The 17,528-nt window shown below is 57.8% G+C and carries 18 protein-coding genes and 1 pseudogene; all 19 read right to left on the reverse strand.

The genetic code is table 11. From position 1 onward, the window contains the following. Positions 1–236 precede the first annotated feature (236 nt). Entirely contained in the window at positions 237–878 is a 642-nt protein-coding gene (locus tag AC6CDK_RS09710; protein ID WP_066357587.1) for a Fic/DOC family protein, read from the reverse strand. After that, on the reverse strand, positions 875–1,030 hold the full coding sequence (locus AC6CDK_RS09715) for a virulence RhuM family protein (protein WP_226048291.1): 156 nt from the start codon (positions 1,028–1,030) through the stop codon (positions 875–877). Before AC6CDK_RS09715 ends, AC6CDK_RS09710 begins: the two co-directional genes overlap by 4 nt. Before the next feature lie 17 nt (positions 1,031–1,047). Next, positions 1,048–1,194: a virulence RhuM family protein gene (locus tag AC6CDK_RS09720; protein WP_158514098.1), complete on the reverse strand. Its 147-nt coding sequence runs from the start codon at positions 1,192–1,194 to the stop codon at positions 1,048–1,050. Between the two features lie 30 nt (positions 1,195–1,224). Then, positions 1,225–2,250 carry a nuclease-related domain-containing protein gene (locus AC6CDK_RS09725; RefSeq protein ID WP_066357588.1) on the reverse strand — a complete coding sequence of 342 codons (1,026 nt, stop codon included), beginning with the start codon at positions 2,248–2,250 and terminating at the stop codon, positions 1,225–1,227. Positions 2,251–2,277: 27 nt separating this feature from the next. Beyond that, on the reverse strand, positions 2,278–3,258 hold the full coding sequence (locus AC6CDK_RS09730; protein ID WP_066357589.1) for an HNH endonuclease: 981 nt from the start codon (positions 3,256–3,258) through the stop codon (positions 2,278–2,280). Continuing rightward, entirely contained in the window at positions 3,255–6,320 is a 3,066-nt protein-coding gene (locus tag AC6CDK_RS09735) for a DEAD/DEAH box helicase (RefSeq protein ID WP_496639813.1), read from the reverse strand. The genes AC6CDK_RS09730 and AC6CDK_RS09735 overlap by 4 nt, the downstream gene beginning before the upstream one ends. A 46-nt stretch (positions 6,321–6,366) precedes the next feature. Next, positions 6,367–7,182: a Hachiman antiphage defense system protein HamA gene (locus tag AC6CDK_RS09740; protein ID WP_066357591.1), complete on the reverse strand. Its 816-nt coding sequence runs from the start codon at positions 7,180–7,182 to the stop codon at positions 6,367–6,369. Positions 7,183–7,208: 26 nt separating this feature from the next. Beyond that, a pseudogene (locus AC6CDK_RS09745) lies at positions 7,209–8,138 on the reverse strand (DUF3427 domain-containing protein); the annotation flags it as partial. A gap of 99 nt (positions 8,139–8,237) precedes the next feature. Further along, a complete protein-coding gene (locus tag AC6CDK_RS09750; protein ID WP_192905330.1) occupies positions 8,238–8,549 on the reverse strand; it encodes a type II toxin-antitoxin system RelE/ParE family toxin in 312 nt (103 codons plus the stop codon). Positions 8,550–8,553: 4 nt separating this feature from the next. Then, positions 8,554–8,829, reverse strand: coding sequence for a type II toxin-antitoxin system Phd/YefM family antitoxin (locus AC6CDK_RS09755; protein WP_119332362.1), 276 nt, complete (start codon positions 8,827–8,829; stop codon positions 8,554–8,556). A gap of 343 nt (positions 8,830–9,172) precedes the next feature. Next, positions 9,173–9,397, reverse strand: coding sequence for a sulfurtransferase TusA family protein (locus tag AC6CDK_RS09760; RefSeq protein ID WP_066357597.1), 225 nt, complete (start codon positions 9,395–9,397; stop codon positions 9,173–9,175). Further along, positions 9,384–10,355 (reverse strand): ferredoxin-like domain-containing protein, encoded by a 972-nt coding sequence (locus AC6CDK_RS09765; protein WP_066357599.1) that lies wholly within the window; start codon positions 10,353–10,355, stop codon positions 9,384–9,386. Before AC6CDK_RS09765 ends, AC6CDK_RS09760 begins: the two co-directional genes overlap by 14 nt. 99 nt (positions 10,356–10,454) lie before the next feature. Further along, positions 10,455–11,249 carry a HesA/MoeB/ThiF family protein gene (locus AC6CDK_RS09770; RefSeq protein ID WP_192905331.1) on the reverse strand — a complete coding sequence of 265 codons (795 nt, stop codon included), beginning with the start codon at positions 11,247–11,249 and terminating at the stop codon, positions 10,455–10,457. A 37-nt stretch (positions 11,250–11,286) separates the two neighbouring features. Next, positions 11,287–12,321 (reverse strand): sulfate/molybdate ABC transporter ATP-binding protein, encoded by a 1,035-nt coding sequence (locus AC6CDK_RS09775; RefSeq protein WP_192905332.1) that lies wholly within the window; start codon positions 12,319–12,321, stop codon positions 11,287–11,289. 34 nt (positions 12,322–12,355) lie between these two features. Next, the gene (gene cysW, locus AC6CDK_RS09780) at positions 12,356–13,186 is read right to left on the reverse strand and encodes a sulfate ABC transporter permease subunit CysW (RefSeq protein WP_066358358.1); all 831 of its coding nucleotides are present in this window, start codon (positions 13,184–13,186) and stop codon (positions 12,356–12,358) included. Positions 13,187–13,202: 16 nt separating this feature from the next. Then, on the reverse strand, positions 13,203–14,036 hold the full coding sequence (gene cysT / locus AC6CDK_RS09785) for a sulfate ABC transporter permease subunit CysT (RefSeq protein ID WP_066357601.1): 834 nt from the start codon (positions 14,034–14,036) through the stop codon (positions 13,203–13,205). A gap of 72 nt (positions 14,037–14,108) precedes the next feature. Further along, positions 14,109–15,122, reverse strand: coding sequence for a sulfate ABC transporter substrate-binding protein (locus AC6CDK_RS09790; protein ID WP_066357602.1), 1,014 nt, complete (start codon positions 15,120–15,122; stop codon positions 14,109–14,111). 68 nt (positions 15,123–15,190) lie between these two features. After that, positions 15,191–15,652 (reverse strand): RrF2 family transcriptional regulator, encoded by a 462-nt coding sequence (locus AC6CDK_RS09795; protein ID WP_014551599.1) that lies wholly within the window; start codon positions 15,650–15,652, stop codon positions 15,191–15,193. Between the two features lie 838 nt (positions 15,653–16,490). Further along, positions 16,491–17,528: IS5 family transposase (locus AC6CDK_RS09800; RefSeq protein WP_226048292.1), on the reverse strand; the 1,038-nt coding region annotated here is incomplete at its 5' end.

A 17,528-nucleotide genomic window follows, 5' to 3' on the forward strand; every position in this document is an offset into this window, starting at 1 on the left:
TGCTCTACCGAGTGAGCTATTGGGGAAATTTACATTGGCGACCCGCCAAAGGATACGATATACTGCCCCCATGAAAAAGTCGCTGCTCGAAACCAATCCCTACCTGAAAGATGCTGCCACTCGCAACAAGGCATTGGCCCGCAATGTCGCATCTTCTTCGGCTATCGAGGGGATAGTGGTAACACGCGATGCAAAGAGTGGACGCTTCGTCTCCCGGAAAAAAGACGATGGAGTTCCTACGAAGCTGGTAAAGACCTCTCGATAATCTCCGCAAACAACCGCTTCATCGGCAGATAATTTCTATCCAGCCCTGCCTGAACCGCGGCAAAGTATTCTTCCCGTCGATCGCCATCCAACAAACTGAAATCAAGGACCGGCAAACCAGCCTGCAACGCCATTAACGTTGCCAGCAGACGGCCTAATCGTCCATTTCCTTCGCGGAAGGGATGAATCAGCATCAATTCAACATGCACCTCGGCCAGGGCGTGGGCGGCCTCATCCCTCCCACCCAAACAGCAGGGTGTATATTCTCGCAACTGTTTGCGTTCGAACTCGTCCATCAACGCAGGGATAAAACGGGCCTGAGCGAAATCGAATCCTCCCTTGCTGATGTTAACGCCACGAAACTGGCCGGCCCACGGATAGATGCTCTTCAGCCAGAGGCGATGCATCATGCAGATATCCTCAACTGTGAAGGGCTGATCGTTCGTCACCTCCCCGATGAGTTTCCTCTGGGCCCGCCACAGAGCATTTGTCTCGGCTTCTCCCATTTCCACAGAATCGGTGATACCCTTTTTGTTGCGCAGCACTGTCCCGTTGGAGCCGGGCTCATATTGGTCCTCAATGAGGCGCGATGTGTCGTAACGATCTGGCGTCATTTTTCGATACCGATTGTGTCGCTGTTTTTGCCAAACAACTCTGTCATCTGCTTCTGGGTGAGCCAGACAGTGTCATGGTCAAGGCGAACTTCAGGCGAAGAAGCCCCGTCAGGAGTCTGATAAAGGACAATGGCGTTATCGGCTCTGTTCATGCAGTCCCCCCATGAAGTCAAATGGTGTCGCTGTTTTTGCCGAACAGTTCGGCCATCTGCTTCTGGGTCAGCCAGACGGTTTCATGGTCAAGATGTACTTCGAGGGAAGTGCCGCCATCCGAACTTTGGTAAAGAACGATCTGGTTTTTGTTTTTATCAGTCATGGCACTGCCCCTCATGTTTCACGTCGTTCTTTAGGGATTTACGAAAAACAGCTTGCTGCTGCCGCAATCCGCGCACTCTCGGAAAAACTTCTGTCCTTCCTTGCGAATGCGCTCGTTGTGGCCATCTTTGCCGCAGGTAATTTTTATCGGAGTATTGCCGTCGCAGACTCCGCATTTGAAGTAGTAACCGAATTTGCCATAGACAATGGTCAGGTTCTCGTTCCGGCAATTCCTGCATGCAGGCTTGTTTGCCGGCGCATCGGTATCTGGCCCATAGGTCGGGGCTTCCGGCATCGCGACTACAGGAGGAGCTGAAACAGCGTTGGCCCCTTCAACTTCCGCAACGCCAAACTTCGCCGCGTAATCAAACGAGCCCGGCCGGTGCAAACGCACCAGCTTCTCTGCAAAATCGCGTAGGGTATCGCTGCCGATGAGCTTCGGCGCCTCGATGATCGATTTCTTGTCCATTATCTGATCGATGTATGAAACGAAAGCATCTGCCTTCACGATTGAGGAAAGATCAAATGGTGCCTTTTCCGGCCTGATAATTTTTGACGTTGGCGCCAGCAGCACGAAATTGCGGTAATTGATCGAAATTGCAAAACAAAACCGACGAGGGGCAAGATTGCGGTCATCGACACTCATCTGAAGTGCCTGGATATGGCGAGCATTCTGCTCGACAGGAGACTCTATAGCTTGGTAGCCCTTGCCGTTCCAAACCAGAAACTCCCCTTCAGGGGTAATCTTGATCCCATAATAGTAGTTCTTCGACTCCAGCACATAGACATCCAGAAAGCGGTTGATCAAGAGATGATCTATCTGTGCCACCCTTCCCCGATGCTCTATCCGCAGGTCATGGATCACCGCCCAGTTCTGGGAATCCTTGTAGCTGAAGTCCAGATAGTAGGCTGAATTCTGTTCGTTGCGTTCACCTGCCTGAAGGCACTTCAGTTCCCGTTCCACGAGAAAGCGTTGCTTTGCAGAGAGATTGAGCCCCAACAGGCGGTTGAGTTCCTGAATGTCTTCCTGGCGGCTGTCTTTACTTTTGAGAATCATGATACCTCACGGGATTATTGGAAATGATCAAAGTCGCCACGCCCGGCGATGTTCGGCCAGATACTCACGAGCCGGAGATTTATCCGGGTCTGTCGGGGGGATGATGCCACGGCCGGAGAGGGTCAGGAGCAGGCCGGGGAAGTTGGGATCAATGCCGATGGAGCGGGAGGTGATGACGGTGTAGCTGTCGGAGACGCCGAGCATTCCCTCGTCAAAGCCCCAGTGGCAGAGCCGGCAAAGGGCCATGCCGTTGCGGATGTCGTCGTTCTGGCTTCTGCTCCACGGCACGATATGGGCCGCCTCCACCACGGTGTGGCCGTCTGGGGTGACGATACGGATGCCGCACAGGGCGCAGCGGTGGTCGTAGGCCGTGGTTACCACCTTGCGGAACGCCTGGTCCCGCACCGCCGGCCGGTAGTTGTCCGCCTCGACGATCTCCTTCACCAGCGGCAGGTGCGCCTGCTCCTCCAGCAGACGGCTGTAGTCGAACGCCTCCCGGTTGATGATCGACTGCTCCCGCAGCTGCGCCGCAGCCTCGGGTGAGAAGCAGGAAAGGAGCAACGCTTCCCGCAGTGCCTCCCGCCCCTCCCCGCTCTGCATGACCCGGAACAGCCCGTCTTCCAGCTTCGCCCCCAGGGCGTATTTACGCAGGTAGCTGACGGAGGCGGTGTTGTTGATCACCGCATCGGTGATGGTCTTTCCCGGTTGGGGGACCAGCTCCCAGAACGGTTCACGGGAAAGGCGGGAGAAGGGGAAGGCGATACTGCTGGTCTGCCCCAGCGGCACCACCCGCCGCCAGTATAGGTTGAACAGCTCGTTCAGCTCCACCAGATCGGCGGTGACGTCGATGAACGGGTTGGAGATGACGCCGCGGTGCACAAGGTCCAGCACCGCCAGCAGGAGGATGGGCTTATGCGGGGCCTTGCGCTTGGTAGCCTCTGTCCAGACCGCGCCGGGGGCGCGGGAGAGTGAGGAGAAGAGTTTGAGGGAGGGGGTGAGATCGGTCATGGTACGCGACCCGCGAGGACAGACTCAAAATAGCTTGGATACTGTTCAAGGACTGCTTCGATCAGTTTAGGATGAGACCTGAGTGCGGGAGCAAAGAAGTGACCGGTAAATCCCTCAGCGCATACGTCGCTGCAGAGGTGTTGAGCTACCACACGATCTGCAAATCCGTACTCATAACTCGAAATCGAAAGCCAGTCTGGAAGTCCGTATTTAAGAGACTTTTGAAATAGAGCCAAAGGTGCTGCTGTTGTGTCGGAGATTTTGGCATCACGAAAGAGAAACTGCGCTACTGCCGCAAGAATAAGACAGCAGTCGAAACCGAGCGTACTCTCGCAGAAACCGATTAAATCTTCATCTGTCAGTTGCCTGCGTTGTTTACTACCCCATGGCTTAGTCCCTCTTGCGGCACTCGAGACTTCAAAAAGAGCATTATAGGAATTACCTTGTATCCAAAGACGGGCCAATTGAATGGGAAGCGATTTAGGCTCCACCGCATGGAAAAACTTATCATCTGACAGATCAGAGAAAAGTTGCCATACTTGTGCCAGCCAGTCTTCATTGGACTTCAACGAAAGGAGAACTTCGCGATTGTCACGAACCCAGCTTTCAATAGCCTTAGCACTTTTCACACCGAGAAGTGTCTTCGAATACATAGCCTGTTTTTCTGCAGTCGGTTCATTTTGATGGATATATTCAGCGACTGAAACAAAAAGGCCTGTTATGTTGGGCTTAACATCATCGGAAGCCAAATGATAGGCAAGAGTTGCTGAAGCAAGCCTTTCTGCAGAAGCTCTAAAATCCTCGTAAGTGCCATCCCCACGATTTGCCATTAGATAACTCTCAACCGCATAAATAAGTTTACGTCGTCTGCGGAGTTCAGTCACTAATGATTGAGCTTTAAATTTGAACTTCGGATTCAATCTCACAACTTCATTGGCCCAAGCAAGCCAACTGTCCTCACCGAATAGAATGAAGGAACATAACCCTTCCGTGGGTAGCCGCAATAGCCCTTTGCCGTCACTGCTACGAAATGGAGCAAATATTTCCAACAGCGAACTAGTTGTACTCTCCGACCGATCTGAGGACAAGAGGTCAACAGAGGACCTGAATCGCCAGTGTTCCGAACGTCGTTTGTCAAATACATTAGGGTCAGAAAAGATAATAAGGCCTTCCGTGTGCATCCCTGAACGCCCTGCTCGGCCTACCAAGTTCTGGAAATCGCGAACCTTGATCTTTTCTCCTGCTTGATGGATACCAGGGACAATCAAGTATCTAATTGGCAGGTTAACACCTTGAGCCAATGTCGATGTACAGGCCACAAAATTAATCTTGCCCTGCTGCATTGCGTATTCGACGGAAAGTCTCACACCATGCGGCGTAGTTCCATGATGAACGAAAACCCCAAGTGCTGCCGCTAGGGTTATGCTTGATGCGTCTCCAAAATGTCGACCAAGAAGGTTCTTCATCCTCCGCAATTCATCTTGGTTAGCTGAAGTTGCAGGCGCTGGAATTGTTAATCCTCTTTCGAACACTTCGACGGCACGAGCAGCCATGTTCGCCGCCGTGTCTTTTCGTCCACAAAAAATTGCAACCGCTCCTTGCGAAACCAAGCGAAACCCGAGATACAGAGAAATGTCTTTCGAATTGTCCTTCTCAGGGAAAACTACACCATCCCCCGTGAGAGCTTGTTGTTCAATGACTCGAGGCACAAAATAATCATGCTGATCATAATTATCCGATTCGAAAAACATGAGCTGCCCAAGTCGCTCAATCCAACTCGCAAATGCCACTGATCTGGCAGTGGGCAGCAACCCGCGGCCACCAACAACTTGAGCATCATCTCCCATAAGCCACTGGGCAATAGCCTGTGCGTTCTGAATTACCGCAGAAACAAGGACAGTTTGTGCACCCGTTGGGAGAAGTCCTTTAATTTCCGTCAGCAGAAGTTCATACGTAATACCTCTGCTGCCAGAATCAAATTGATGACCTTCATCATATATGACTATACCGATGTCGTTAACGAGAGTTGGCGTCTGGCGGAGTACGTAGAGGAGTTTTTCCGGTGTTAAAGCAAGAATATACTGTGATGTAGTGGCCTCTTCTCCTATAAATTCAGCAATTTCATCAAGAAAGTCGAGTTGGATTGCGTCAGAAAGCTCATTAACTTTGACATCGTCATCTTTGAAAGCATGTCGCAAAGAGGTGCTAATTTCATGACAGAGTGCCCTGAATGGGGCAACTACCACAGCCAGCCTCGTTCGACCAGACAGGAATCCACTTCGAAGCACAATTTCAACTGATCGAGTTTTTCCTGCACTTGTCGGCATTTGAACAATGCCCGATTTTCCTGAAAAGAGTCCGGCCTGCCCAAGCAAAATCTGAGACGGCCATAGCTCTTTCGGAAAATCACGTCTACGAATCGCTGTGGCCCATTCTTCAGCCGGTATCCCAGTGAAATCTGGCAATGTGACCCAGGAAGAGGCTTTCACGCGCAACTTTGCAATCGCTGCAATGATATCTATGAAAAGCAGATCACGTGCCGATCCACCCTCATAAGCACGATGTCTCAATGAGTCAATAGCCGATGTCAGTTCTGTAAGACCTGAGCCGTCGTAAAAATGATTGGCCAGCAGTTTCGCCACGTCGTGAATTGCTTCCCCGTAGAATGGATGTATGTCATTTGGATATTCGTTCCACCGAGCCGAGAGAACCCAATGCAGTAGTCTATCCACTGACGAATCCGTATCCATTTGAATTCTACGTGCTAGCACCATACTGCTTCCAGGCCGGCGAGCAAGATAGTACGCAGACGAGGCAAGAAGAGCCGTGTCGCGCGAGATACTCTCAGAAAATCTGGATTCTAGGAATGCATCAAAGAAGCTTGCGGAAAAACCCACTTCGTCAATTGCTGTTGGTGGCAGCGGCACTCCGTCATTTGCAGTATCACTCAAGGCTGCGGCAACGTCACCCAACGTGCCAACAGTAAGGAGGAATAACTCTTGTGGCTCACTTTTCGGTGGCACTGCAATGTGCAAAGACTCTGGCAACCCGAGTTCATACATTTTGCCTTTTGATCGGGTTATACCGAATAATCGACGGCTGTTGAACTCATGCCTCATCAGCGGCCCTTTCATACAAGGCATGCACTAGCTTCATCAGCTCTTTCCCCCTAATGACGATAAGTTCAAGACTTCCTGCATTCTGGTGCCCCACTGCCTTCGTCGAATTCTGTATCAAAGTCTCGTCATAAGCCGAATCTGATAAAACAGCAGCTGCACCAGAGCGGTACACAAACGGGTAGTCTGAGAGATTCTGGAAACGTTGAACAACCAGAGCCTTATCGTGCTGCCCCGCTTTGAGCAGCCTTCTTTTTGTAGCGTTCAGAGTCATTGCTCGCCGAAGGTAGTCCTTTGACGAATCATCTATAGCGGTCTGCAAGCGTCCGGAGTATTTGTCACCTGAAAGCTGCGCTTTGACTTCAAAGGCAAGTAACGTGTCTGCGGGAGACAATGCGGGTGGAGAAGTCAGGTGAAACCCAAGAATGTCTACCCCCTTTACCGACTCATCTCGACTAGCCTTGTCGGCATATTTCTCACGTGGGACCCAGTACCCAAGCAAGTACTCAACGTAGTCAGATACAAGTATCTCTGCGAAGTCACCCGCCCGAATCCCTGGTCCAGGAGCAACTGATTTGTCCGGAAACACTAACCCTGTTAGATACTCGGCACGTGAAAGGCCGGTGCCAGCTCTGAGGGTGTCTATCTCTGTATCAGAACAATAATGTTGTCGAAAATGTGCAGCCCACGAGCTGAGACCGGCAGATGCAGGAACAGTTAATTCCCACACATCGACCTTATATCCGTCAGAGGTGGTGAGAGGAGTGACATGCTTTTTTAAATTTGCGATATGATGAGGCTTTACCATCGCTGTTTTTCCCCTTTTCTTAATAACTACCCACCCCTTCGATTATCCTCAAACATCTCCACCGGCATCGCATACCTGATCCGCCAGACCATCTTAATCGGCCGCTCGCTCTCGTAACTCACCATATCCACCGGCCCCAGGTAGGTAAACGGCACCGTCACATTGTTCCGCTTCTTCTGGCCACGGGCAAAGACCAGTATCGTGTATCCCCGCGACCGATGGTGAATCAGGTTCTGGCCGTCGGTGTGGTGCTGGGCGGTGTTGGCCTGTGACTCCCAATGCAGCAGCTCCCGGCTGATGGGGTAATCCGCATACATGGTGCTGGGGGAGAACTCCTTTTCCGTTTTTTGGAAGGTCACCAGCAGGGCATAAGTCTTCTGTTCGGCAAAGTGCATCACCCCGATGCCGGTCTGGCCGCTGCTCTCCAGCGTTGCCCGGCCAAAGGCCGCCTGAACTTCCCTGATGCCGTACTGGGCGTGCAGCTCCAGCGGCAAGGAATACTGCACCGGGGCAATACCGGCAACCTCGGTGCTGTCCAGCGACCAGGCCAGAATCTCGTCCAGATCGGCACAGACCGTCGGATTGGCGGACAGCCGCTGGAAGGCATCGGCCAGCGACGCTACCCCCACTTTCTCCGCCTTGTCCCCCCAGATGCGGTAATAGAGCAGCATGGCCGATGAACCGGCCAGTTCCAGCGCTTTGGTAACCTGCCGAGCCGCCAGCATTGCCAGCACCTGCCGCAGCAGTGCTACTTCCCTTGGTCCATTGATGAAGGCGGCCCGGATCAGCGCCTTCTTCAGCCGCGCCAGATCGGGATCGACTGGAATCGGTGCCAGTTGGGCCTTGGCTTTCCACTCACTCCATGACTCCTTGGCCAGCAGCACTTCCGGCTCGTAATCGTGGTAGCGGATGAAGTTGCCAAAGGTCAGCTCCTGCCCGGTCTCGCTGGTGAAGTGGGGAGAATTCTGGGGACACCATACATAATTCAAGTCAACACAAATCCCTCACCCAGACCCGCAAACATCCAGCTCCACTATCACTACCCCCACTCACCCTCATTCACTCCCTTCCACCATCTTCATCAACCGCTCACTACGCCAGACACGGACAATCCGGATGCGGGCAGCATCGACCCGATAAACAATCCGAAACGGCGGATGAATAATCTCACGCAGATTGGCAAGCTCGAACTCCGGCACGATCCGCCCGCTTTCGGGGAAGTCGGCGAGCCGCTCCACCTGGGCGACAACCTCCCCGACCAGGCGCTTCCCCACCTCGGGTACCTGCTGGTCGGCATACCAGGCGATGATGTCCGCCAGATCGGCGGCCGCCGACTCGGCAAATTCAATGCTTGACCTGGGCGCCATGGATTCAGTCCAGCCCGAGACGCTTCCTGGCGTCGGCCAGACTCACGGTCCGCCCCTGCTCGATATCAACGAGTCCCTGAACGACCGCCTTCAGGAAAGCCCGCTCCTCGGCATCGGCCTCGAAATCCCTGACGGATTGCACGACGGCTACCCCCCGGCCCCGGTTCGTCAGAAGCACCGGCCGGTGGGTTTTGTCCACCTGGCTGACAATACGCCCCGGATTGATCTTTAAATCGGAGAGCGGGACGATGTCCTCGGAAAACTTTGTGTTCGTGGTCATAGGGCCTCCCAACAGGTGCGTTTATAAGACCAGATAATAGCACCTGTTTACCGTCGGCACAAACACATGATTTCCGGATCTACACCGTGAACAACATCCGGAACGATATGCCCACCCGGCTTGCGTTGACCGCGCCACACCGTGACCACCGTGCCTCTACGCCCCCCTGCTCATAAACCATTCCCAACCAAAGGTCAACCCAGGGAAATCCTGACAAAACGCCAGTGCGCCCGCTTCCCCTCCCTAGCAGGCAAAAACGAAAAGGGACCAGACGCTCCGTCCGATCCCTTCCAAACACCCGGCGCATGCCGACCGTCTCACGCCGTGAAACAAGCTCGGCGCCTTACTCCTCCCCCTTTTCCACCGTCAGGACGTAGTAGCCGTCTGCCTCCTTGAGGCCAAGGAGTTTGTGTCCCTCGCCCTTGAGGCTGCGGGGGACGTTCTTGACCGGCTCGCCGTCGTCCAGGAGGAATTCGACCACTGCGCCGGTATCAACCGTTTCCAGCGCCAGCTTTGCTTTGACGAAATTGGTGGGGCAGGTTGCCCCGCGCAGATCAACGGTTGTCATGGGCCTGTTTCTCCTTTCCGACCTGGGTGGCGATGGCCTGGGGGGCAATGGTGGCATTGACCGCGAAGGCGGGGAAGCGCTCCCGCAGGCGGGTGAGCAGGGCTTCGGGCCCCTGGGCGCGAATCACGTCGCCGAGCCTGATCCTGCCCTGGCCTTCGGCCTTTTCCTGGTACCACCCCAGGACCGCGGCGATGAAGTCGACCACCTGGTCTTCGGGCAGGAACTCGGCGAACAGGGTGCCCACCAGGGGACGGCGGCCCCATTTGCCGCCGATCCGCACGGTGTAGCCCTTTTTTCCCGCCCGCCAGGCCTCGGTGGGGCAGACCTTGAGGCAGTCGCCGCAGTAGAGGCAGTTGGCGGGGATGAAGCGGGGCTTGCCGTTGTCTCCCGTGGCAATGGCGTCTTCGGTGCATGATTTGGCGCAGAGGCCGCAGCCGATGCAGTGGTCCGCGAAGAGGACGGGCCAGACCGCGCCCTGGAAGCCCACGTCATTGGTGGCGGACTTGGGACAGTCAAAGGGGCAGCCGGCAAAGCCGACCTTGAACTTGTGGTGGCCGGTGGGGGTGCCGAACAGCTTTTCATCCACCTCCAGGGCCGACTTTTGGGTGTCCACCAGGCCGTTGGGGTTGTACTCGCAGCCGCCGCAGGCGGTGGGCACGCGCACCCGGGCCCCGCAGGAGGCGACCTTCTGGGTCCCCTCCCCCAGCTCGGCCACCACGGCGTCGAAGTCCCTGAATTTGATGTTGATCAGCTCCACCGACTGGCGCACCGAGAGATGGACCATCCCCTGGCCGTATTTCTCGGCCACCTCGGCGATCTTCTTGAGCCGCCCCACGGGCAGCCGCCCGCCGGGGACCCGCAGGCGCACGGTGAAGAGATCCTTACCCCGCTCCTTGATGAAGCCGCCGGCCTTGAGGTTCTTGAGGTCGATGGCGGTATTCTTCTTCTCCTCGGGCATTGATCTTTTCCTTTTCAACAACGGAACATCCGCCACAGAGACACGGAGGAAGTCACAGAGATACAATCGTATTACCGACCATCACCACACGGATGAAGTTCAGGAAGTCTCGATGTCGAGCTCGTCCACCAGTTCCGTGATGGTGGGATTGTCGCCGCAGACCGGGCACCGGGCGCTCTTCTTCACCGGCACTTCGCGGAAGCGCATCCGCAGGGCGTTGTAGGTGAGGAGCCGGCCGGTGAGGAGGTCTCCCTGGCCGAGCAGGTACTTGATCGCCTCGGTGGCCTGGATGGTGCCGAGCACGCCGGGGAGCACGCCAATGACCCCGGCCCGGGCGCAGGTGGGGATGGCGTCCTTTGGCGGCGGGGCCGGAAAGATGCAGCGGTAGCAGGGGGATTCCCCCGGCTTCACGGTCAGGGTCTGGCCGTCGAACTGGAGGATGCCGCCGTGGGAGTATGGCGTGCCGGCCAGGACGCAGGCGTCGTTGACGAGGAACTTGGCGGCGAAGTTGTCGGTGCCGTCGATGACGAAGTCGTAGTCGGCAATGATCCGGGCGATGTTGGCGGCGGAGATCCACTCCTGGTAGGTCCGCACCCTCACGTCGGGGTTGATGGCCTCCATCTTCTCCCGGGCCGATTCCACCTTGGGCTTGCCCACGTCGGGGGTGAAGTGGATCACCTGCCGCTGGAGGTTGGAGATGTCCACCACGTCGGCGTCGGCAATGCCGATGGTGCCGACCCCGGCCGCGGCCAGGTAGAGGGCGATGGGGGCCCCGAGCCCGCCGGCGCCGATCACCATCACCTTACCGTCCAGGAGCTTCTTCTGCCCCTTGCCCCCCACCTCCTTCAGGATGATGTGGCGGGAATAGCGCTCGATCTGTTGGTCGGTGAACATGGTTATGCAACTCCGTGCGGAAACGCCGGGCAGAACATCATATCTGATAATCCTCCACAAAGGTCTGAATCCTGCGCGGCCGGGCATAGACCGTTTCGCCGGGGCTGAGGGCGAGGCGCTCGGCGCCGTCGCGGGAGAGTTCCGCCTCAACGGTCTTGCCGGTGCCGCGCACCAGGAGCTCAACCCGCACTGCCGGGCCCACGGACTGGATGTGGCGCACCTGGGCCTCCACGGCGTCGGCGGTCTGGCTCCGCTCCACCTCGATGTCGTGGGAGCGCACATACCCCACCGCCGCTTCGGGGGTGGCGGCCCGCGCCTGTTGCCCCTGCCCGGTCCGGCAGTGGAAGAGGTTGACGCTGCCCAGGAAGTCGAAGACAAAGGGATTGGCCGGCTGGTCGTAGACCTCCGCCGGGGTCCCCACCTGCTCGATCCGGCCCCTGTTCATGACCACGATCCGGTCGGCCACTTCCAGGGCCTCTTCCTGGTCGTGGGTGACAAAGACGCTGGTGACGTGGATCTCGTCGTGGAGCCGGCGCAGCCAGCGCCGCAGCTCCACCCGCACCTTGGCGTCCAGGGCGCCGAAGGGCTCATCCAGGAGCAGCACCTTGGGTTCCACGGCCAGGGCCCGGGCCAGGGCCACCCGCTGGCGCTGGCCGCCGGAGAGCTGGGACGGGAAGCGGGCGGCAAGCCCCTCAAGCTGCACCAGGCGCAGGAGCTCGTGAACCCGCTCCCTGATCTCCTGTTTCGGCCGCCGCTCCCGGCGCGGCTTCACGGTGAGGCCGAAGGCCACATTCTCCGCCACGGTCATGTGCCGGAACAGGGCGTAGTGCTGGAACACGAAGCCGACCTGGCGCTCCCGCACGTGGCGGTCGGTGGTTTCCTCGCCGTCGAAGCGGATCGAGCCGGCGTCCGGCGTCTCCAGGCCGGCGATGATCCGCAACAGGGTGGTCTTGCCCGAGCCCGAGGGGCCCAGGAGGGCGGTCAGCTCCCCGGAGGGGACGGCCAGGTTCACGTTGTCCAGGGCGGTGAAGCTGCCGAACTGCTTGGTGACGTTGACGATCTCGATGCTCATGTCTTGGTTCCTTTATCTCGCTGCGGCGTCCGGGTCAGGCATCGGCCCGCATCCGCCACTCGACCACGCTCTTCAGGACCAGGGTGACCAGGGCCAGCAGGGCCAGGAGCGAGGCCACGGCAAAGGCGGCGGCGTAGTTGTACTCGTTGTAGAGGATCTCCACGTGGAGGGGGATGGTGTTGGTCTCGCCCCGGATATGGCCGGAGACCACCGAGACCGCCCCGAACTCGCCCATTGCCCGGGCGTTGCACAGGATGACCCCGTAGATGAGCCCCCACTTGATGTTGGGCAGGGTCACCCGCCAAAAGGTCTGGAAACCGTTCGCCCCCAGGGTGATGGCCGCCTCTTCTTCGTCCGTGCCCTGGGCCTCCATGAGCGGGATCAGCTCGCGGGCCACGAAGGGGAAGGTGACGAAGACCGTGGCCAGGACGATGCCGGGCACGGCGAAGATGATCTTTGCGTCATGATCCTGGAGCCAGGGGCCGAGCCACCCCTGGAGCCCGAACAGAAGGATGTAGATCAGGCCCGAGATGACCGGCGACACCGAGAACGGCAGGTCGATCAGGGTGATCAGGAGCTGCTTGCCCCGGAACTCGAACTTGGCGATGGCCCAGGCCGCGACCACGCCGAAGACCAGGTTCAGGGGCACGCTGATGGCCGCGGTGATGAAGGTCAGCTTCACCGCTGCCAGGGCGTCGGGCTCGCGGATGGCTGCCAGGTAGGCGCCCCACCCCTTTTCCAGGGCCTGGGCAAAGACCGCGGCCAGGGGCACGAACAGAAAGAGGCCGAGGAACAGGAGCGCGCCGGCGGTGAGCGCCCAGCGGACCGGGGCCGGCTCGGTGCGGGTGCGGATTGATGCTGGCATGGTCGGGTCCTCCGGGTCAGGCTGCATGGCGCCGGCTCCACTTCTGGAGCAGGTTCACGGCCAGGAGCATCAGGAACGAGAAGAAGAGCATCACCGTGGCGATGGCGGTGGCGCCGGCATAGTCGTACTGCTCCAGCTTGGTGATGATCAGGAGCGGGGTGATCTCGGACACCATCGGCATGTTGCCGGCGATGAAGATGATGGAGCCGTACTCGCCGACCCCTCTGGCAAAGGCCAGGGCAAAGCCGGTCAGGACCGCCGGCAGGAGCTCAGGGAACAGCACCCGCCGGAAGGTCTGCCAGCGAGTGGCGCCGAGGCAGGCGGCGGCCTCCTCGACCTCCTCTTCCAGCTCTTCCAGAACCGGCTGCACCGTCCGCACCACAAAGGGGAGACCGATGAAGGTCATGGCCACGAAGATCCCCACCGGGGTGAAGGCGACCGTGATCCCCCGGGGCTCCAGGAACTGGCCGAGCCAGCCGTTGGCCGCGTAGACCGACGACAGGGTGATGCCGGCCACGGCCGTGGGGAGCGCGAAGGGGAGATCCACCAGGGCATCGATGAAGCGCTTGCCCGGCAGGCGGTAGCGCACGAGCACCCAGGCCACCAAGAGACCGAAGACCGCGTTGACCCCGGCGGCGGCCAGGGCCGCGCCGAAGGTGACCCGGTAGGAGGCCACCACCCGGGGGGCTGCCACGGTGGCGAGGAATTCCCCCCAGGTGAGGCTGGCCGTTTTCACCGCCAGGGCCGAGAGCGGCAGGAGCACGACCAGGGAGAGGTAGAAGACCGTGTAGCCCAGGGCCGGGCCGAAGCCGGGGATGACGGTGTTTCGCGTGATTGGTCTTGTCGCCATGGTGGTTGGTCCTTTGCATAATCCCAATGCAGGGCTGCGGATTTCACGCCGGCTCGCAGCCCCTGCATCACGTTATTTCCCCGGCCCGTAGATCTGGTCGAAGACCCCGCCGTCGGCAAAGTGCTTCTTCTGGGCCGCCTGCCAGCCGCCGAAAGTATCATCGATGGTGAAGAGCCTGACCTTCGGGAAGAAGGCGGCATATTTGGCCGCAACCTTCTTGTCGATGGGGCGGTAGTAGTTCTTGGCCGCGATCTCCTGCCCCGACGGGGTGTAGAGGTACTTCAGGTACTCCTCGGCCACCGTGCGGGTCCCCTTCCGGTCAACCACCTTGTCCACCACCGTCACCGGCGGTTCGGCCAGGATGCTGACCGACGGCACCACGATCTGGAATTTGTCCTTGCCCAGCTCGTTCACGGCCAGGAATGCCTCGTTCTCCCACGCCAGGAGCACGTCGCCCTGGCCGCGCTGGACAAAGGTGGTGGTGGAGCCGCGCGCGCCGGAATCAAGCACCGGCACGTTCTTGTAGAGCCTGGTCACGAAGTCGCGGGCCGTTGCCTCGCTCCCCCCCTTCTGCTTCAGGGCGTAGCCCCAGGCGGCCAGATAGTTCCAGCGGGCCCCGCCTGAGGTCTTGGGGTTGGGGGTGATCACCTTGACGTCGGAGCGGATCAGGTCGTTCCAGTCGCGGATGTTCCTGGGGTTCCCCTTGCGGACCAGGAACACGATGGTTGAGGTGTAGGGGGAGCTGTTGTGGGGCAGCCGTTTCTGCCAGTTGGCAGGGATCAGCTTCGCCTTTCCCGCGATTTCGTCGATGTCGTAGGCCAGTGCCAGGGTCACCACATCGGCCTCCAGGCCGTCGATGACCGCCCGGGCCTGTTTGCCCGAACCGCCGTGGGACTGTTTCACCGTGACCGGCCCCCCGCCCTTCCCCTTCCAGTAGGCGGCAAAGGCGGCGTTGAAGTCCTGGTACAGCTCCCGGGTCGGGTCGTAGGAGACGTTGAGGAGGCTCACCTCGGCGCGGGCCCCCAGGGGAGCGGCAAGGGCGAGGAATGCTGCGGCAACGGCTGCGATGGTCTTGATCGGTTTCATGGTCGGCTCCTTTTGCGTTTTTAATCTATCGATTTAGTAGTCTAATAGGGCATAAAAAAACGCCCCGTTCAGATCGTGTAAAAAAGCACCCCGTCCTTCTTCTGCTTCTCCCGCTCCACCCGTTCCAGCACATCGGCCAGGGTGGCCCCGTCAAGGATCGTTGCCATGGCGTCGCGCACATCCTTCATGACGAGCCGGATGCCGCAGCTCCACTCGTCGTCGCACTCCTCGCACCGGGCGTAGGAGGTCTCGCTCACGCACTGGACCGGGGCCAGGGGGCCTTCCAGGATGCGGATGATCCGGCCCATGCTGATCTCCCGCGGGGGTTGGGCGAGATAGTAGCCGCCCCCCTTCCCCTTTTTGCTCTGGAGCACCCCCGCGTTCTTGAGAGCCAGCAGGATCAGCTCCAGGAACTTCTTGGGAATCCGCTCGTCCCGCGCCAGGTCGGCAATGAGGATGGGCCCCTTGTCCTGCTCCCGGGCCAGGTAGAGCATCGCCTTGAGCGCGTATTTGGTCTTTTTCGATATCATCAGTCTACAATCTCGATAGACAATAAATACACATTCCCCAACAACAGGTCAAGATATTATTTTACAATTAAACAATAAACTTTACGAAAAACGTTGTACTTCAATTAACTAAAGATCACGCCGCAAAAAAACGCACGGAAGAAGGGCCATGGTCACAGGCTAAAGGCAGTTGCCGGCCGTGCACTGTGCAGTGGCAGCCGCAGGAGCCGTGAAAGACCCCCTGGCAGTTCCACAGGCATCCGCTCCTCACGGCCTGTCGCGGCTGAAGATCGCCGGTGGACGCTGCCTGACTTTCCGGCACCACCAGCACCGCCATCATCAGATGATCACCATCGCCGCAACCGAACGCTCCACAGACAACGCCGGCCAGCCTTTCACTCTGAACGGAGCCGTAGCGGGAAACGCAATAGTCCGATATCACTCAACTCAAAGTATACTCATCCAAGCAAATTCGGGAGGGGGTTAAGGGAGACAACACGAGAGACCACGCGAACGGAAAAGGGGCTAGACCATTCGGCCTAACCCCTTGATTTTTTGGAGCGGGAAACGGGATTCGAAAACTACCGCCAGAAGTATCAACAAAATAAATACTCTAGTTATTTCGACGCGTTATCCACGTCTGCCCACCAGTCAAAGTCCACCCAAATCCATCAAAAGCTAATTAAAGTTATGGTAGTTAGTGAAAGCATGGTGAAAGCAGAACGCAATGAGAGTGACCAACCGGATTTAGGGGGCTGGTATCGGACTTGTTGCACTTAATGTTTTTAATAGCGAAGTTTTCCGGTTTTCCCCTATAAGGATTAAACTGCTATCTAGTCGTGCCTGAAAAAGTCTCAAATCACCCTGAGACAGGTTGATACAGCCGGTTGAATCTCTCAATCAGGGCCGTAATGTCGTCAGTGATGCCTCTGAACCGCTCTTTGAAAAGCCACAAAAGGACAGCTCGGAGGAGCTTCCTGATGTTGAAGCCGCACCCGGCCAGGATGGCGTTGATCTTGTCGCCTTCTTTGCCTTTGAGGTAGTTGCGGTCCATCCGGTGATCCTGCTTGACGTGGCCGATGATCGGCTCAATGCCGCTGCGCCTTCGGTTCCACTTCCATTCGCTGGCCTTCATGCTTTTCTTTTTCTTGTTGGCCAGGTGGATTTCTGTGTTCTTGAGTACTGCCGGTGCTCCCCTGTACCCCTTGTCGCAGTAGGCATGCTTTGGCCGCCAACCGCTGACTGCCTCGGCTTGAGTGAGTGAATCTTTCAGGGTGTGCCCGTCGTACGGATTGCCATGGATAGCCTGTACGCCAACTATCCAGCTGTCTTGTGAGGTGCTAACCAGGGAGACCTTGCAGCCAAATTCGTATTTCTTGTGGGCCTTGCCTTTGCCGATGCACTCGACCTCGGGGGCTTGCATGCTGTAGAGCTTGTTGCTGTCATTGCGTTTCTGGTTGAAGATCTGCTTGCCCCGCTCCAGCATCGTGGCCAGCAGAGTACCCGGCGCTTCGCATTTGCGTTCGATGTCTCGGATGACCCGGCCCAGATAGTTGCGCAGCAGCTTCTGTTGCCGTTTGGCCCGGTTCCTCTGCCGGGCATGACTGTAGCGCCCCTGCATGATGAAGGCCTTCTTGCCGAGTCGCTCATAGGACTGGCGCAGATTGACTCCTTCTCTCTTGGCCAGCTTCACCAGGAGACGGCAGGCCTTGTGGTAAAGCCGGGCATCGGTCGGGAAGGCGATGGCTTTTTCCTGGACGGTGGTATCGACGTTAACCCGCTCCAGATGCCTTTCGGTCATGTACTCTTTGCTCTTTGCCGTCTCGATCGTTACCTGGAGCAGCTTGTCCATTCCCTTCGGACCGATCCGCTTGCGCCACTTCACCAGGGTGGTCGG

This window comes from Geobacter sp. PheSNFMC, assembly GCF_059620965.1.

Bases quoted from the DNA above. Each gene is read 5' to 3' on its own strand.
- AC6CDK_RS09755 (WP_119332362.1), bottom strand. From the start codon at position 8,829: ATGACCACGAACACAAAGTTTTCCGAGGACATCGTCCCGCTCTCCGAT.
- AC6CDK_RS09735 (WP_496639813.1), bottom strand. From the start codon at position 6,320: ATGTATGAACTCGGGTTGCCAGAGTCTTTGCACATTGCAGTGCCACCG.
- AC6CDK_RS09790 (WP_066357602.1), bottom strand. From the start codon at position 15,122: ATGAAACCGATCAAGACCATCGCAGCCGTTGCCGCAGCATTCCTCGCC.
- cysW (WP_066358358.1), bottom strand. From the start codon at position 13,186: ATGCCAGCATCAATCCGCACCCGCACCGAGCCGGCCCCGGTCCGCTGG.
- AC6CDK_RS09770 (WP_192905331.1), bottom strand. From the start codon at position 11,249: ATGTTCACCGACCAACAGATCGAGCGCTATTCCCGCCACATCATCCTG.
- AC6CDK_RS09760 (WP_066357597.1), bottom strand. From the start codon at position 9,397: ATGACAACCGTTGATCTGCGCGGGGCAACCTGCCCCACCAATTTCGTC.
- AC6CDK_RS09715 (WP_226048291.1), bottom strand. From the start codon at position 1,030: ATGAACAGAGCCGATAACGCCATTGTCCTTTATCAGACTCCTGACGGG.
- AC6CDK_RS09720 (WP_158514098.1), bottom strand. From the start codon at position 1,194: ATGACTGATAAAAACAAAAACCAGATCGTTCTTTACCAAAGTTCGGAT.
- AC6CDK_RS09725 (WP_066357588.1), bottom strand. From the start codon at position 2,250: ATGATTCTCAAAAGTAAAGACAGCCGCCAGGAAGACATTCAGGAACTC.
- AC6CDK_RS09795 (WP_014551599.1), bottom strand. From the start codon at position 15,652: ATGATATCGAAAAAGACCAAATACGCGCTCAAGGCGATGCTCTACCTG.
- cysT (WP_066357601.1), bottom strand. From the start codon at position 14,036: ATGGCGACAAGACCAATCACGCGAAACACCGTCATCCCCGGCTTCGGC.
- AC6CDK_RS09750 (WP_192905330.1), bottom strand. From the start codon at position 8,549: ATGGCGCCCAGGTCAAGCATTGAATTTGCCGAGTCGGCGGCCGCCGAT.
- AC6CDK_RS09775 (WP_192905332.1), bottom strand. From the start codon at position 12,321: ATGAGCATCGAGATCGTCAACGTCACCAAGCAGTTCGGCAGCTTCACC.
- AC6CDK_RS09740 (WP_066357591.1), bottom strand. From the start codon at position 7,182: ATGGTAAAGCCTCATCATATCGCAAATTTAAAAAAGCATGTCACTCCT.
- AC6CDK_RS09710 (WP_066357587.1), bottom strand. From the start codon at position 878: ATGACGCCAGATCGTTACGACACATCGCGCCTCATTGAGGACCAATAT.
- AC6CDK_RS09765 (WP_066357599.1), bottom strand. From the start codon at position 10,355: ATGCCCGAGGAGAAGAAGAATACCGCCATCGACCTCAAGAACCTCAAG.
- AC6CDK_RS09730 (WP_066357589.1), bottom strand. From the start codon at position 3,258: ATGACCGATCTCACCCCCTCCCTCAAACTCTTCTCCTCACTCTCCCGC.